13 protein-coding genes are annotated in these 15135 nt (G+C 35.1%); 12 read left to right on the top strand and 1 reads right to left on the bottom strand.

The features are described from left to right. Positions 1-90: 90 nt before the first annotated feature. From RMR09_RS00300 to RMR09_RS00250, 11 genes are all read left to right on the top strand, one after another. Complete coding sequence (locus RMR09_RS00300) at positions 91-1116, top strand: LacI family DNA-binding transcriptional regulator (protein WP_310593838.1); 1026 nt, start codon at positions 91-93, stop codon at positions 1114-1116. Positions 1117-1306: 190 nt separating this feature from the next. Further along, the gene (locus RMR09_RS00295; RefSeq protein ID WP_310593837.1) at positions 1307-2656 is read left to right on the top strand and encodes an MFS transporter; all 1350 of its coding nucleotides are present in this window, start codon (positions 1307-1309) and stop codon (positions 2654-2656) included. Continuing rightward, a complete protein-coding gene (pgmB, locus tag RMR09_RS00290; protein WP_310593836.1) occupies positions 2649-3305 on the top strand; it encodes a beta-phosphoglucomutase in 657 nt (218 codons plus the stop codon). The genes RMR09_RS00295 and pgmB overlap by 8 nt, the downstream gene beginning before the upstream one ends. A gap of 60 nt (positions 3306-3365) precedes the next feature. Then, a complete protein-coding gene (locus tag RMR09_RS00285; protein WP_310593835.1) occupies positions 3366-5669 on the top strand; it encodes a glycoside hydrolase family 65 protein in 2304 nt (767 codons plus the stop codon). 79 nt (positions 5670-5748) lie between these two features. Further along, positions 5749-6156 (top strand): GxxExxY protein, encoded by a 408-nt coding sequence (locus RMR09_RS00280; RefSeq protein ID WP_310593952.1) that lies wholly within the window; start codon positions 5749-5751, stop codon positions 6154-6156. A 45-nt stretch (positions 6157-6201) separates the two neighbouring features. After that, positions 6202-7110, top strand: coding sequence for an alpha/beta hydrolase-fold protein (locus RMR09_RS00275; RefSeq protein WP_310593834.1), 909 nt, complete (start codon positions 6202-6204; stop codon positions 7108-7110). Positions 7111-7121: 11 nt separating this feature from the next. Further along, positions 7122-8960: a glycoside hydrolase family 13 protein gene (locus RMR09_RS00270; RefSeq protein ID WP_310593833.1), complete on the top strand. Its 1839-nt coding sequence runs from the start codon at positions 7122-7124 to the stop codon at positions 8958-8960. Positions 8961-9044: 84 nt separating this feature from the next. Continuing rightward, the gene (locus RMR09_RS00265; protein WP_310593832.1) at positions 9045-10703 is read left to right on the top strand and encodes an alpha-amylase family glycosyl hydrolase; all 1659 of its coding nucleotides are present in this window, start codon (positions 9045-9047) and stop codon (positions 10701-10703) included. 173 nt (positions 10704-10876) lie between these two features. Further along, positions 10877-12103, top strand: coding sequence for an NAD(P)/FAD-dependent oxidoreductase (locus RMR09_RS00260; protein WP_310593831.1), 1227 nt, complete (start codon positions 10877-10879; stop codon positions 12101-12103). 94 nt (positions 12104-12197) lie between these two features. Next, positions 12198-12836, top strand: coding sequence for an energy transducer TonB (locus tag RMR09_RS00255; protein WP_310593830.1), 639 nt, complete (start codon positions 12198-12200; stop codon positions 12834-12836). A gap of 39 nt (positions 12837-12875) precedes the next feature. Continuing rightward, positions 12876-13454, top strand: a complete 579-nt coding sequence (locus tag RMR09_RS00250) for a hypothetical protein (RefSeq protein ID WP_310593829.1) — start codon at positions 12876-12878, stop codon at positions 13452-13454. Here RMR09_RS00250 and RMR09_RS00245 read toward each other — a convergent pair whose 3' ends face one another. Continuing rightward, a complete protein-coding gene (locus tag RMR09_RS00245) occupies positions 13455-13931 on the bottom strand; it encodes a TspO/MBR family protein (protein ID WP_310593828.1) in 477 nt (158 codons plus the stop codon). Positions 13932-14039: 108 nt separating this feature from the next. On the opposite strand from RMR09_RS00245, the gene RMR09_RS00240 reads away from it, so the two are divergent. After that, positions 14040-15131, top strand: coding sequence for a diphosphomevalonate decarboxylase (locus tag RMR09_RS00240; RefSeq protein WP_310593827.1), 1092 nt, complete (start codon positions 14040-14042; stop codon positions 15129-15131). The last annotated feature ends 4 nt before the right edge of the window (positions 15132-15135 follow it).

Here is a 15135-nt window from a genome sequence, read left to right as displayed (position 1 = left end):
TGTAGTTTTAAGAAAATTTATAAGGTATTTTTGTAATTGAAATAATTTAACAATACATTTATTCTCAATAACTATTTCTTACAACTCATTATGAAAAGAAAAGTCACGCTAAAACAAATTGCTAAGGAACTTGACGTTTCGATTTCTACGGTATCCAAATCCTTAAGAAATAGTCATGAAATAGGTGAAGAAACCCGATTAAAGGTGCAAGCTTTTGCTAAACTATATCATTATAAACCCAATAATATTGCGCTTAGTTTAAAGAACCGAAAAACCAAAACTATCGGTATTATTATACCCGAAATTGTACATTATTTCTTTTCTACCGTAATCAATGGTATTGAGCATGTGGCCAATGAAAATGGCTATAGCGTGGTAATTTGTTTATCCGACGATTCATTCGACAAGGAAGTATTAAACATGGAAATGCTTGCTAACGGCAGTATTGATGGCTTCATTATGTCGCTATCCAAAGAAACACAATACAAAGGCGATTTTCATCACATTACCGAAGTCATCAATCAAGGAATGCCGGTAGTCATGTTTGACCGTGTGACGAATGATATTTTGTGTGACAAAGTAATTATTGATGATCAAGCAGCAGCATACGAAGCGGTTCAAAGTTTAATTGACAAAGGCAAGAAAAAAATAGCCTTAGTTACCACGGTCGACTATGTGAGCGTTGGAAAATTAAGAACTGATGGTTATACCAAAGCCTTACTAGACAATGATATCCCTTTCAATGAGAATTTAATCATCAAAATTGAGGATGTGGACACTTGCGAAATCACTATTAGTAAGCTACTAGAAGACAAAGCAATTGATGCGGTGTTTGCCGTAAACGAACTATTTGCGGTAACTATCATAAAAATGGCGAACAAGATGGGACTTCAAGTTCCAAATGATTTGGCTGTAATCGCATTTACTGATGGGATAATTTCAAAATACTCCACGCCTACCATTACTACTGTAAGTCAAAATGGTAAAAAAATGGGGGCTAAAGCAGCTAAAATGCTAATAAAAAGATTAGAAGCAGACGACTATAATGAGGGGGAAGAGAATTATACCACTGAAGTGATCTCAACCCACCTCATCGAAAGAGAATCTACAAATTAAACACAATTTGTTAATTCACTCATTACTACAACCTTGTAGTAGATTTTTTTGTTTAATATTAGTTTTTTGAAATGAATGTAAAATTTATATCTCTATATTTGGAGCTTCAAAACTTTTACTTTTACTTCGAAAATCCTAGTTAAGTTTTGATAAGCATAGCGCTTATCGTATTAATTTTAAAATTACGATAATGGAAAAGCGTAGATTAAGTACCTCTGAAATTTGGAGCATGAGCTTTGGATTTCTTGGAATACAAATGGGATTTGCATTACAAAATGCTAACGCAAGCCGAATTCTTCAAATTTTTGGTGCCGATGTGCATGAACTTTCTTGGTTTTGGATAATTGCTCCTTTAATGGGTTTAATTGTTCAACCTATCATTGGGTATTATAGCGATAAAACTTGGGGAAGATTTGGAAGAAGAAAACCATTTTTCTTTACCGGAGCTATTTTAGCTTCTATCGGATTAATATTAATGCCACAAGCTGAAATTTTTATCGCGGTACTCCCTGCTTTATGGGTTGGGGCTGGGATGTTAATGATTATGGACGCTTCATTTAATATTGCTATGGAACCTTTTAGAGCTTTAGTCGGCGATAACCTAAGAACCGATCAAAGAACTGCAGGATTTAGTGTGCAAACAGCCTTAATCGGTTTTGGAGCGGTAATCGGATCTTGGTTGCCATATACATTAACAAATTGGTTTGGGGTTTCCAATAAAGATGAAGCTGGAGGTGTACCTTATAATCTAATCTTATCCTTTATCATAGGAGCAATTGTATTAGTAGGCTCTGTACTTATTTCTATTTTTAGCACCAAAGAATATTCTCCTGCTGAATTGGCACAATTTGCAGATGAAAAAATCGTAGAAGAAAAAGAATCAAGATTGCTGGATGTTATTGACGATTTCAGAAAAATGCCTACTACTATGAGACAATTGGCTTTTGTTCAATTTTTCTCTTGGTTTGGTTTGTTTGGTATGTGGGTTTTTACCACACCCGCAATAGCACACCATATTTATGGATTACCAATCAGTGACAACAAAAGCGATGCCTATCAAAATGCCGGCGACTGGGTAGGCGTATTATTTGGCGTTTACAATTTAGTGTCTGCTATTTACGCTTTTGCCTTACCTTATATTGCTAAAAAAATTGGACGAAAATTAACTCATGCTGTATCCTTAATCATAGGAGGAGTCGGGCTAATTTCTATCTATTTTATGCCCAATGAAAACTGGATTATTCTTTCTATGATTGCTGTTGGAATTGCTTGGGCAAGTATTCTATCTATGCCTTTTGCTATTCTTGCTGGATCCATTTCTCCATTAAAAATGGGAGTTTACATGGGAATTTTTAACTTTTTCGTGGTGTTGCCACAAATAGTAAACGCCTTAATTGGTGGGCCTTTGGTAAAATATGTGTACCAAGACAATGCGATTTATGCCATTGTAACTAGTGGCCTAAGTTTTATTGTTGCTGCCATATTAGTAGTGCGCGTTAAAGATGTAGATGATGTAATAAATAATACCAATAATGACTAAAAAAGCATTTATTTTCGATCTAGACGGAGTAATTGTGGACACCGCTAAATACCATTATTTAGCATGGAAAAAAATTGCAACCGAATTAGGTATCGATTTCACACACGAACACAATGAATTATTAAAAGGAGTAAGCCGCGTACGCTCACTCGATATTATTTTAGGTTTAGGAGATGTTGAAGCGTCTCAGGAACAAAAAGACCAATGGTTAATTCAAAAAAACGAAGAGTATTTATCGTATCTAGTGGACATGGATCAAAGCGAAATCCTACCAGGAGTAATGACGGTTTTAGAATTTTTAAAAGTTAATCAACAACCTATCGCTTTGGGATCAGCGAGTAAAAATGCTAGACCTATTTTAGAAAAAACTGGAATTTTATCTTATTTTGATGCCATTGTTGACGGCAATGACGTAAGCAATGCTAAACCAGACCCTGAAGTTTTTCTTCAAGCCGCTCAAAAATTAGGTAGTACTAATGAAAATTCAATAGTTTTTGAAGATTCAGTTGCCGGAATTCAAGCCGCTAATATCGCAGCTATGACCAGTATTGGAATTGGCGATGCTGCCATTTTAAACGAAGCAAAATACAATTTTAAAGACTTCACTTATATCGATGAAGCCTTTTTAAATTCACTTATAAATAATTAAAAGTTAGGAATTAGGGCAAAGTAGCCCATTTTCAAATTTTCAAATTTTCAAATTAAAAAAATGAATCAAGATTATATTAAACCCGACAATTGGTCGATTATTGAAGAAGGATTTGATGTAGAACGAGTAAAATCATCCGAAAGTCTTTTCAGTATTGGAAACGGCGCCATGGGGCAACGTGCTAATTTTGAAGAAACCTATTCAGGCGAAACCTTCCAAGGAAGTTATATTGCCGGTATCTACTACCCTGACAAAACTAAAGTGGGTTGGTGGAAAAATGGCTATCCAGAATATTTTGCCAAAGTATTAAACGCACCGAATTGGATTGGAATTGATGTCGAAATCAATGGTGAAAATTTAGATTTAAACACTTGTGCTTCGGTTCGTAATTTCCGTCGTGAATTGAACATGAAAGAAGGTTGGTACCAACGCTCTTTTGAAGCTACTTTACAAAACGGAACTGAAATTGCAGTCAATGTAAAACGTTTTCTATCTATTGATTTGGATGAAGTAGGAATCATCAATTACGAGATTTCACCTTTGAATAAAGATGCGAAAATTGTCTACAAACCCTACATTGATGCTGGTGTAACCAATGAAGATGCGAACTGGGAAGAAAAATTTTGGGAATCACTAGAAGTGAAAAAAGGAAGTAATGAAGCATTTGTTACTGCTCAAACATTCAAAACCCATTTCAAAGCGACTACTTTCATGCACAATAGTGTTTGGGCCAATGGAAAAAACGAAAACATTTCGCCTGTTGCCATTGATGCTAACAACGAAAGAATCCAACACAGTTATGAAACCGTAATTGGACAAGGTCAAACTTCGGCGATTCAGAAAATTGGCGGATACACCGTTTCTATGAATCATGCCAATACGCAAGTAGCTGCTGAAAATGTGATTAAATCGGCATTAGCCAAAGGATATGATGTCCTTTTAGAAGATCAAAAACAAGCTTGGGCTAAAATATGGGAAATGTCAGATATCACTATCGAAGGTGATGTGAAAGCACAACAAGGTATTCGTTTCAACATTTTCCAACTGAACCAAACCTATTTAGGTAAAGATTCTCGTTTGAATATTGGACCAAAAGGATTTACTGGAGAAAAGTACGGCGGTTCTACCTATTGGGATACGGAAGCCTACTGTATTCCATTTTACATGGCTACCAAAGACCAAGAAGTAGCCCGTAATTTATTGACCTACCGTTACAATCAATTGGACAAAGCGATTGAAAATGCTGGAAAATTAGGTTTTACCAATGGTGCAGCTTTGTACCCAATGGTGACTATGAATGGTGAAGAATGCCATAACGAATGGGAAATTACTTTTGAGGAAATCCACAGAAATGGAGCCATAGCCTTTGCTATTTTTAATTATTACCGTTTTACAGGCGACTACAGTTATATTCCTGAAAAAGGATTGGAAGTGTTAATTGGTATTGCTCGTTTTTGGCACCAAAGAGCGACTTTCTCTACCAACAAAAATCAATACGTGATTCTTGGAGTTACAGGTCCAAACGAATACGAAAACAACGTTAATAACAACTTCTACACGAATTATATCGCTAAATGGTGTATTAATTACGCTGCAGAGCAAATTCAAAAAGTCTCTTTAGAATATCCATCGGATCACAAACGCATCATTGAAAAAGTAAATTTATCGAATGCTGAATTACAAGAATGGAAAAAAGTAGCAGACAATATGTACTTCCCAAAATCAGAAGAATTGGGAGTGTATTTACAACAAGACGGATTCTTGGATAAAGAATTAGTTCGCGTTGCCGATTTGGATAGAAGCCAACGACCAATCAACCAGAAATGGTCTTGGGATAGAATTTTGCGTTCGCCTTATATCAAACAAGCCGATGTATTGCAATGCTTTTACTTCTTCGAAGATCATTTTTCGAAAGAACAATTGAAAAATAACTTTGAATTTTACGAGTCATTTACGGTTCACGAAAGTTCCCTTTCGCCATGTGTTCACTCTATTCAAGCGGCTGTTTTGGACAAAATGGATATGGCGTATACTTTCTATTTGAGAACGTCTCGTTTGGACTTAGACGACTATAACAAGGAAGTGGAAGAAGGATGCCACATCACCTCTATGGCAGGTACTTGGATGAGTATTGTGGAAGGTTTTGGAGGTATGCGTGTTAAAAATAACACCTTACATTTTGCTCCTAAAATTCCGAAAGAATGGCAGGGCTACTCCTTCAAAATTAATTTCAGAAACCAAATTGTAAAGGTAACTGTGAATCAAACCGAAACACAAATTGCTTTGGAAGGGAATACAGCAATTACTGTTGTGGTGAATGGAAAAGAAGTTGCTGTAGCAGCTAATGGTTTAGTTACGGTTTAGTTTTTGAACCATTAAGAAATTAAGATTCATTAAGGTTTTTACACAGACATTATATTAAAATACGTAGATGAGAATCACAATGACTAAAAAAGAAGTAACCCAATTATCTTATGAGATTATTGGGTTTGCTATTAAAGTTCATAAAGAACTTGGTCCTGGATTGTTAGAAAGTATCTACGAAAAATGTCTAAAATACGAATTGGAGAGTAATGGTTATGATGTAAAACAACAACTTACTGTAAAAATTAATTACTTCGATTTAAAAACTGAAACAGATTTAAAATTAGATTTATTGGTAAACGATTGTGTTATTGTCGAATTAAAAGCGGTTGAAAATATTCTACCTATTCATGAAGCACAACTTTTATCGTATATGAAATTACTCAGACGTCCACAGGGATTATTAATTAATTTTAAAACAACTAATATTACAAAGTCATCAAAACCTTTTGTAAACGAATACTTTACAATGCTAAGTGACGAATAAATCATAAAAAAACTTAATGTCCCTTAATTCCTTAATGGTTTAAGAATGAAAAAAATCTTCTTTTTACTACTAACATCCATTTCTTTTGGGCAGATACCAAAAGTGAGTAAAGGCACTATACAACGCCTTGAAAACTTTAAATCGGACTATGTTAATTCAAGAAATATCGATATTTGGCTGCCTGATGGTTATTCTAGCACTCAAAAATACGCGGTTTTGTACATGCACGATGGTCAAATGTTATATGACGCAGCTACAACTTGGAACAAGCAATCTTGGGAAGTGGATGAAGTAGCAGGGAAATTGATACAAGAAGGGAAAACGAAAAAATTTATTGTAGTTGGAATTTGGAATAACGGTCAAAAACGACATCCAGAATATTTTCCGAAAAAGCCTTATGAAAGTTTAAGCCAAACACAAAAAGACACGATAACAGCTCAGTTACAAAAAGCCGGTAGAACTAAAGAAGTCTTTCAACCCATTTCTGATTTGTATCTGAAATTTTTAGTGACTGAATTAAAACCCTACATCGACAGCCATTTTTCTACTTTAAAAGATAAAAGTAATACTGTAATTGCGGGTTCTAGTATGGGCGGACTGATTTCAATGTACGCTATTTGCGAATATCCCGAAGTTTTTGGCGGAGCGGCGTGTATTTCTACCCATTGGCCTGGAACATTTAGCACTCAAAACAATCCAATACCTGATGCTTTCATCAATTATATGGATTCCCATTTGCCTAACCCAAAAACACATACATTCTATTTTGATTACGGAAACAAAACACTAGATGCTTTGTACCCCGATTTACAGAAAAAAGTAGATGTACTCATGCAAAAAAAAGGGTTTCTCCCAACGAATTGGACTACTCAATTTTTTGAAGGAAAAGACCATTCCGAAAAATCGTGGTCAGAACGACTGCATATTCCATTACAATTTTTATTACAAAAATAAATTTTAGAACTATGAAAAAATTACTCTTCTTATTACTCTCAACAACATTTGCATTTGCTCAAATCGACCGTGTTGAACCGCCTTTTTGGTACGCTAACATGAATCTTTCTGAAGTGCAAATTATGTTCTACGGGAAAAATATTGCTCAAAATGAAGTGAGTGTCTCTAATGGAGTCGTAATTAAAACCATTCAAAAAACAGAAAACCCGAACTATCTTTTTGTAACTATCGACACCAAAAATGTAGCTACGCAAGACTTGCTTTTTTCTTTTTCGAAAAATAAAAAAGTGGCTTTTACCCAAAAATATAGTTTGAAATCAAGAAGAGAAAATTCGCGCTTTCGTGAAGGATTCGATAGTTCGGATATGATTTATTTGTTAATGCCAGATCGTTTTGCCAATGGTAATCCAAATAATGACAGCACGAAAGAAACCATAGAAAAAGCGAATCGTGCCAATAAAGACGGCCGTCACGGTGGTGATATTGAAGGAATTATCAATAACTTAGATTATATCAAATCCCTTGGAGCGACTGCTCTTTGGCCTACTCCACTTTGCGAAGACAATGACGAAAGAGGATCCTATCATACCTACGGACAATCCGATGTGTATAAAATCGATTCTCGTTACGGAACCAACGAAGATTATGTGCGTTTAAGTGCCGAATTGCACCAACGCGGCATGAAAAACATCATGGATTATGTGACCAATCATTGGGGGTATAAGCACTGGATGATGAATGATTTACCTACTTACGATTGGATTCATCAATTTCCAGGTTTTAAACAAACCAACTACCGAATGACATCACAATTTGATCCAAACGCTGCTAAAACAGATGCTCAAATGTGTATGGACGGATGGTTTGTAAAATCAATGCCCGATTTGAACCAGTCGAATTCATTGGTCCTAAATTATCTCATCCAAAATGCTATATGGTGGATTGAATATGCTGACCTTGACGGATTCCGCGTAGATACCTATTCCTATTGTGATAAAAAAGGAATCGCTGCTTGGACTAAAGCCATTACCGACGAATACCCGCATTTCAATATTGTAGGTGAAGTTTGGATGCATGATCAAGCTCAAATGGCATATTGGCAAAAAGACAGTAAAATTGGTGCGATTCAAAGCTACAATTCCAACTTGCCATCGGTAATGGATTTTACCCTTCACGATGCTATTGGCGGAGGCGTTTTTAACGAAGACAAAGCCAATTGGGACAAAGGAATTATCAAAGTATATGAAAATTTCACCAACGATTTTTTATATCCAAATACTAACAATATGTTGGTTTTTGCTGAAAATCACGACACTAATCGTTTCAACCAAATCTACCAAGGCGATTTTAAAAAATACCAATTGGCTATGAGTTTAGTAGCTACCATTCGCGGTATCCCACAACTGTATTACGGTTCTGAAATTGGCATGAAAGGAGATAAAAATATGGGTGATGGCGACATACGACATGATTTCCCTGGAGGTTGGAAAGGAGATACCAACAATGCTTTTTCTGCTGAAGGGCGTACCAAAGAACAACAACAATTTTTTGATTTTACCGCTAAATTATTCAATTGGCGAAAAGGAAAATCGGTAATTCATTCCGGAAAAACTACTCATTATGTTCCTGAAAACAACGTATACACTTATTTTAGATACAATGATTCAGAAAGTGTAATGGTTATTATTAACAATTCTAATGAAAAACAAGAGATAGCGGTTTCCCGTTTTAAAGAAAATACTCAAAACTATTCCTCTGGAAAAGATGTGATTTCTGGACAAACCATCAACATTAAAAGTAACATTAGTGTTGAAGGCAAATCTGCTTTAATACTTGAATTACAGCATTAAATAAACCATTAAGAAATTAAGATTCATTAAGCAAAAACCTTAATTTCCTTAATCCCTTAATGGTTAAAACTAAATCAAATAATTATGAAAAAGAATGTTTTATTACTTGCCCTTTTGGCTGTATTCATTTCGTCCAATGTAACACAAGCACAAAAGAAAAAATCAACTAATACCACTCCTTTTGTTTGGGAGGCAGCCAATGTATATTTCTTATTGACAGATCGTTTCAATAACGCCGATCAAACTAACGACATCAACTACAACCGTACTAAACCAACCGGAAAATTACGTGGTTTTATGGGTGGTGATATCAAAGGAATTACACAAAAAATTGAAGAAGGTTATTTTGACCGACTAGGTATTAATGCCATTTGGATGACGCCTTTGGTAGAACAAATTCACGATGGAACAGATGAAGGAACAGGATACAGCTATGCGTTTCACGGCTACTGGGCAAAAGATTGGACTACATTAGATCCTAACTTTGGAACTCCATCCGATTTAAAAAATATGGTAGAGAAAGCCCACCAACATGGTATACGTGTTATTTTTGATGGCGTAATCAACCATACCGGACCTGTTACACCTCAAGATGCCGTTTGGCCAGAAAACTGGGTACGAACAAGTCCTGCCTGTGATTATAAAAACTATGCAAATACAACTGCTTGTACTTTGGTAGCCAATCTTCCTGACACACGTACTGAAAGCGAACAAAGCGTTGAATTGCCTGCTGCTTTGGTCGAAAAATGGAAAAAAGAAGGACGTTATGAACAAGAAGTGAAAGAATTAGACACTTTTTTTGCGCGTACAGGATACCCAAGAGCGCCTAAATATTACATCATCAAATGGCTAACCGATTATATTACAGAATACGGAATTGATGGCTACCGTGCTGATACGGCCAAGCATATTGAAGAGGGCGTTTGGGCCGAATTCAAAAAACAATGTAATTATGCCTTTGCTACTTGGAAGAAAAACAATCCTTCAAAAGTGTTAGACAACAATGGTTTTTACACTACAGGAGAAGTTTCAGGATATAACATCAGTGGAGGCTTGTATTATGATTTTGGAGATAAAAAAGTAAATTATTTTGCTAATGGATTCAATAGCTTAATCAATTTTGAATTTAAAAACGAGGCGAAGAAAGACTATGAAAGCTTATTTTCATTTTACTCCAACAAACTTCAAAATGAATTAAAAGGCTTTGGAGTTTTAAACTATGTTTCCTCTCACGATGATTCAACACCTTTTGATGGTAAAAGAGAAAAGACTTTTGAAAGTGCCAATAAATTATTATTAGCTCCTGGTACTGCGCAAGTCTATTACGGTGATGAATCCGCTAGAAGTCTGGTAATTGAAGGCACACAAGGAGATGCTACCTTGCGTTCCTTCATGAATTGGGACGACATCAAAAAGGATCCAACCACTCAAAAAACCTTGGCACATTGGCAAAAATTGGGATTGTTTAGAAAAAACCACCCTGCAGTAGGTGCTGGAGTTCACCAACAAATTACTGCTTCTCCTTATGTATTTAGCAGAACGTATACTCAAGGAAAATATACCGATGCAATTGTGGTTGGTTTGGATTTAGCCAAAGGCAAAAAAACAATTGCAACAGGAACAATTTTCAAAAATGGTGCAAAGGTAAAAGAAGCTTATTCTGGAAAAGAAGCAGTTGTTACCAATGGAAAAGTAACAATTGATTCTGAATTTGAGATAGTACTTTTAGAATTAAAAAAATAAAACCAATATTATTTGAGAGTCAACTAAACCATTAAGATAGTAAGATTCATTAAGAAACTTAATTCCCTAAATATCTTAATGGTTCAAAAATAGAAAATCGGTTAAATTATAGCAACGCCTTTAGTAATAAAGGCGTTCTTTTATTCTTAACTTTGTCGTTCAAAAACAAAAACATGAATCAAAACTTTGATATTATTATTGTGGGAGGTGGTGCTGCTGGATTTTTCTCGGCAATTAACATCGTAGAACGCAATCCAAAACTCAAAGTGGCGATTCTTGAACGCGGAAAAGAAGTCCTTTCCAAAGTTCGTGTTTCTGGCGGAGGACGCTGCAATGTGACCCATGCTTGTTTTGAACCCAACGAATTGGTTAAATTTTACCCAAGAGGCGAAAAAGAATTGCGCGGACCGTTTCATCAATTTTGCTCTGGAGACACAATAGAATGGTTTGAAAAACACGGAATCGAACTCAAAATTGAAGAAGACGGTAGAATGTTCCCTGTTTCTAATACTTCCCAAACTATTATTGATTGTTTTACCAATGCGAGTCAAAAATTAGGCATTGCTATCTTAACAGGACAAAGTGTTCAATCTATCTTCTATACCGAAGGCTCGGCAGAAAATTGCTGGAAAATCGATACCCAAAACGAATCTTTCTTAGCTGAAAAATTGATTTTAGCAACAGGTAGCAATCCAAAAATTTGGGATTTGTTGCATACTTTTGGACACGCCATAATCACCCCTGTTCCTTCCCTATTTACCTTTAACATCAAAGATGCCCGAATCAAAGAATTACCTGGCATTGCTACCCAAGTTAGCGTCAAAGTTTTAGGTACTAAACTCGAATCATCAGGGCCTTTATTGATTACCCATTGGGGAATGAGTGGCCCAGCTATTTTGAAATTATCTGCTTGGGGCGCGCGAATTTTACACGATAAAAACTATCAATTTACCATCGAGGTCAATTGGCTTAACGATATCGAAACAGAGGAAACCGAAAGCCTTTTAAAAGAACTTAAGCAAGAACATGCTAAGAAAACCGTCTCTAAAAAATCCCCTTTGGAATTACAAAATCGTTTGTGGGAAAGTTTGGTTCTGGCTTCAGGCATTGGCACCGAAACCAAATGGGCTGATTTATCTAAAACCCATTTGCAAAACTTAGCCAACCAACTTACAAGAGGTGTTTTTCAAGTCAATGGCAAAAGCACATTTAAAGAAGAATTTGTTACTGCTGGCGGAATTGATTTAAAAGAAATCAATTTCAAAACTATGGAAAGCAAATTACACCCCAACCTTTATTTTGCTGGCGAAATCGTCAATATTGATGCCGTAACTGGCGGATTCAACTTCCAAAATGCGTGGACCAGTGGATTCATTCTGGCGAGTGCCATAAGCGAATAATATATTTTTTTACTTATAATTTAAAATTAAAGATTAATAAATTAAAATTATTTTGTTTTAGTAAAAAAGGTTTGTAATTTTGAAAAAAAATAGAATGAAAAAATCCATTACATTACTAATTTTATTCTTTTCTCTAATTACGTTGGGACAAAATGAAAAAATTAATCAACTGAATAAGGAAAATCAAAAAACAGGTTTTTGGAAATTAATAAGTAAGGATGGTAACATAGAAATAACTAGTACATTTTTAGATGGTAAGTATGTTTCGAATACTCAATACTATAAAAACAAAAAGTTAGTTGCTTCCTACAATAATGAATTAAATGAATTATTAATTATAAATGATTCAGTTTCTACTAAAGCTAAGTTCTTAATGAATGAAGATTCTAGCAGAACATTAATCAACATTGATGATAGTGAAATTGATGAGGGAATTTCAAACTACTTTTACTCTTTTTCAGAAATGGAACCTTTATATGAGGGAGGAATGGAAAATTTATATTTTTTTGTAGCTAGAAATCTTTCAATTGGTAATTTTTACGGAAAATTAAGGATTCAATTTAGTGTTGATCCGAATGGATTTGTACACAATGTAGAGTTAATCGAAGGGAATAACACCAAGATAGAAAAAGAAGCTAAAAAAGTATTTCAAAAAATTCCTCGTTGGCAACCCGGCCATAAAAATGGAGTATTTAAAGACACCACATTAATTTTTCCACTGACTTTTAATTAACAATATCCAACCCAAACACCCCCCCCCAATCTTACCCAAATGAATACCATTACTGCCCGCATCCAACTGATCAATAGTTACAGACCTTTTATTTATGCTAAAACACAATCTATTGAAAGCAGACTTATAAAATGCCAACTAGGTTTGTGCTTTTCGGGATTTTTAGTAATTCTAATTTCCGGAATAGGTTTTACCACCATTCTATTGGAAACCATAGGGATTCGAGATGTATTTGAATGGAACAAAATGGGGATTTTTATATTTCTATTTATTGGAAGTAGCATCAACTTTAAAAATAGTGTGTACCAGTATTTACTATTAAAACACATCCGTTTTTTAAAGCAAAATTCTGAAACCTTTGTAGAATACAAAATAAACGAAGACCTTCAAAAAATTATCAAACAGCTCAATCAACCCATTACATCAGTTATACTAATTACTACTGCTGGAGTAATGATTGTTGGAGCAGTAATTAACGTAATGCTTAATTATCACTTTAGTTATTGGGATTATTTTAAAATCCCATTCCTACTATACACCTTTTATTTTTTCAACTATTTTTGGACTAAATACAAACAACTTATTGAAAATTTAATTCAAGTGGAAGTTGAATATTAATTAACGATTCAACCACCAAATACTAGCTGTTAGAACCGAAGCAAAACTCACCCAAGCCAAATACGGCAGTAACAAATAACCTGCTTTTTTATTGATTTTTGCAAAGTGAGTATAGGTTTCAAAAATCAGCAACCAAAGTAGAATGACTTCGATCGTCGCTAACATCAGGTTGTGTAATCCAAAAAACAAATACGACCAAAGCGCATTCAAAACCAATTGAACAGCAAAGAATTGCAGGGCTTTTGTAACCAATTCTTTTGTGGAAGCTATTTGATTCCAAACTAATCCAGCTGCAATACCCATCATAATATACAACGAAGTCCAAACGGGTGCAAAAATCCAATTGGGCGGATTAAAACTCGGTTTTACCAAAGTAGGATACCAAGTCGTTATCGAGGCACGAGTAACCATACCAGAAACATACCCCACTACCAAACAAATAACGACAACTAGTGCAATACGAGAAACTTTGTTCATTTCATTTTTAATTTAAAACCAAATTTACTCAAAAATATTCTATTCAATAGCCAAAATAAACCCAAAACCAATTCAGCAAAAAAAGTATCTTTGCTAAAATTTTTATTCATGGCTACAGCAAACGATTTTATTCCAGCTCCATATACACAATCAGTTGAACAAGGTAATTTTCAATGGAGTGCGCCAAGCAACATCGCATTGGTAAAGTATTGGGGTAAAAAAGAAAATCAAGTACCTGCCAATCCTTCGGTGAGTTTTACCTTGAATAATTGCAAAACGATTACGCATTTGGCTTTCGCCAAAAAACAAAATGCAAGCGAATCGGGATTCTCTTTTGATTTACTTTTTGAAGGAAAACCGAAAGAAGATTTCAAACCCAAAATTCAAAAATTCTTTGAACGAATTGAATCCTACTTACCTTTCTTGAAAGACTATCATTTCACGATTGACACTCAAAATACATTTCCACACAGTTCAGGAATTGCTTCTTCTGCATCAGGAATGGCCGCTTTAGCGATGAACTTGATGAGTCTCGAAAAAGCATTGAATCCTGAAATGAGCGAGGAGTATTTTTACCAAAAAGCTTCTTTTTTAGCGCGTTTAGGCTCTGGAAGTGCTTGCCGAAGCGTTAAAGGTCAGGTTGTTGTTTGGGGAAACCAATCCAATATTCCAGGAAGTTCTGATTTATTTGGGGTGGAATTTCCACACGCCATTCACGAAAATTTTAAAAACTACCAAGACACTATTTTATTGGTTGACAAAGGCGAGAAACAAGTGTCGAGTACTTTAGGTCACGACTTAATGCACAACCATCCTTTTGCCGAAAGGCGATTTGCGCAAGCACATGAGAATTTAGATCAACTGATTTCAATTTTTGAAAGTGGAAATCTAGAAGAATTTATAGCCGTTGTGGAGAGCGAAGCCTTGACATTACACGCTATGATGATGACTTCGATGCCTTATTTTATCTTGATGAAACCAAATACATTAGAAATTATCAATCGCATTTGGCAATTTAGAAATGAAACGAAAATACCCGTTTGCTTTACTCTAGACGCTGGTGCGAATGTACATGTTCTTTATCCAAATCAAGTAAAAGAAAAAGTCTTGCAATTTATTCAGGACGAATTAGTTGGCTATTGTCAAAATGGTCAGTATATTTGTGATGAAATTGGAATTGGCAGTCAATTAATTGATTAATCAA

The sequence above is a fragment of the Flavobacterium sp. genome, assembly GCF_031537875.1.
Classification (GTDB): Bacteria; Bacteroidota; Bacteroidia; order Flavobacteriales; family Flavobacteriaceae; genus Flavobacterium.
The sequence above is the reverse complement of the archived record's forward strand: the minus strand, read 5'-3'. Positions and strand labels throughout refer to the sequence as shown.

Coding starts and splice junctions, on each gene's coding strand:
- RMR09_RS00260 (WP_310593831.1), top strand. CDS start 10,877: ATGAATCAAAACTTTGATATTATTATTGTGGGAGGTGGTGCTGCTGGA.
- RMR09_RS00250 (WP_310593829.1), top strand. CDS start 12,876: ATGAATACCATTACTGCCCGCATCCAACTGATCAATAGTTACAGACCT.
- RMR09_RS00270 (WP_310593833.1), top strand. CDS start 7,122: ATGAAAAAATTACTCTTCTTATTACTCTCAACAACATTTGCATTTGCT.
- RMR09_RS00285 (WP_310593835.1), top strand. CDS start 3,366: ATGAATCAAGATTATATTAAACCCGACAATTGGTCGATTATTGAAGAA.
- RMR09_RS00255 (WP_310593830.1), top strand. CDS start 12,198: ATGAAAAAATCCATTACATTACTAATTTTATTCTTTTCTCTAATTACG.
- RMR09_RS00295 (WP_310593837.1), top strand. CDS start 1,307: ATGGAAAAGCGTAGATTAAGTACCTCTGAAATTTGGAGCATGAGCTTT.
- RMR09_RS00280 (WP_310593952.1), top strand. CDS start 5,749: ATGACTAAAAAAGAAGTAACCCAATTATCTTATGAGATTATTGGGTTT.
- RMR09_RS00245 (WP_310593828.1), bottom strand. CDS start 13,931: ATGAACAAAGTTTCTCGTATTGCACTAGTTGTCGTTATTTGTTTGGTA.
- RMR09_RS00275 (WP_310593834.1), top strand. CDS start 6,202: ATGAAAAAAATCTTCTTTTTACTACTAACATCCATTTCTTTTGGGCAG.
- pgmB (WP_310593836.1), top strand. CDS start 2,649: ATGACTAAAAAAGCATTTATTTTCGATCTAGACGGAGTAATTGTGGAC.
- RMR09_RS00265 (WP_310593832.1), top strand. CDS start 9,045: ATGAAAAAGAATGTTTTATTACTTGCCCTTTTGGCTGTATTCATTTCG.
- RMR09_RS00300 (WP_310593838.1), top strand. CDS start 91: ATGAAAAGAAAAGTCACGCTAAAACAAATTGCTAAGGAACTTGACGTT.
- RMR09_RS00240 (WP_310593827.1), top strand. CDS start 14,040: ATGGCTACAGCAAACGATTTTATTCCAGCTCCATATACACAATCAGTT.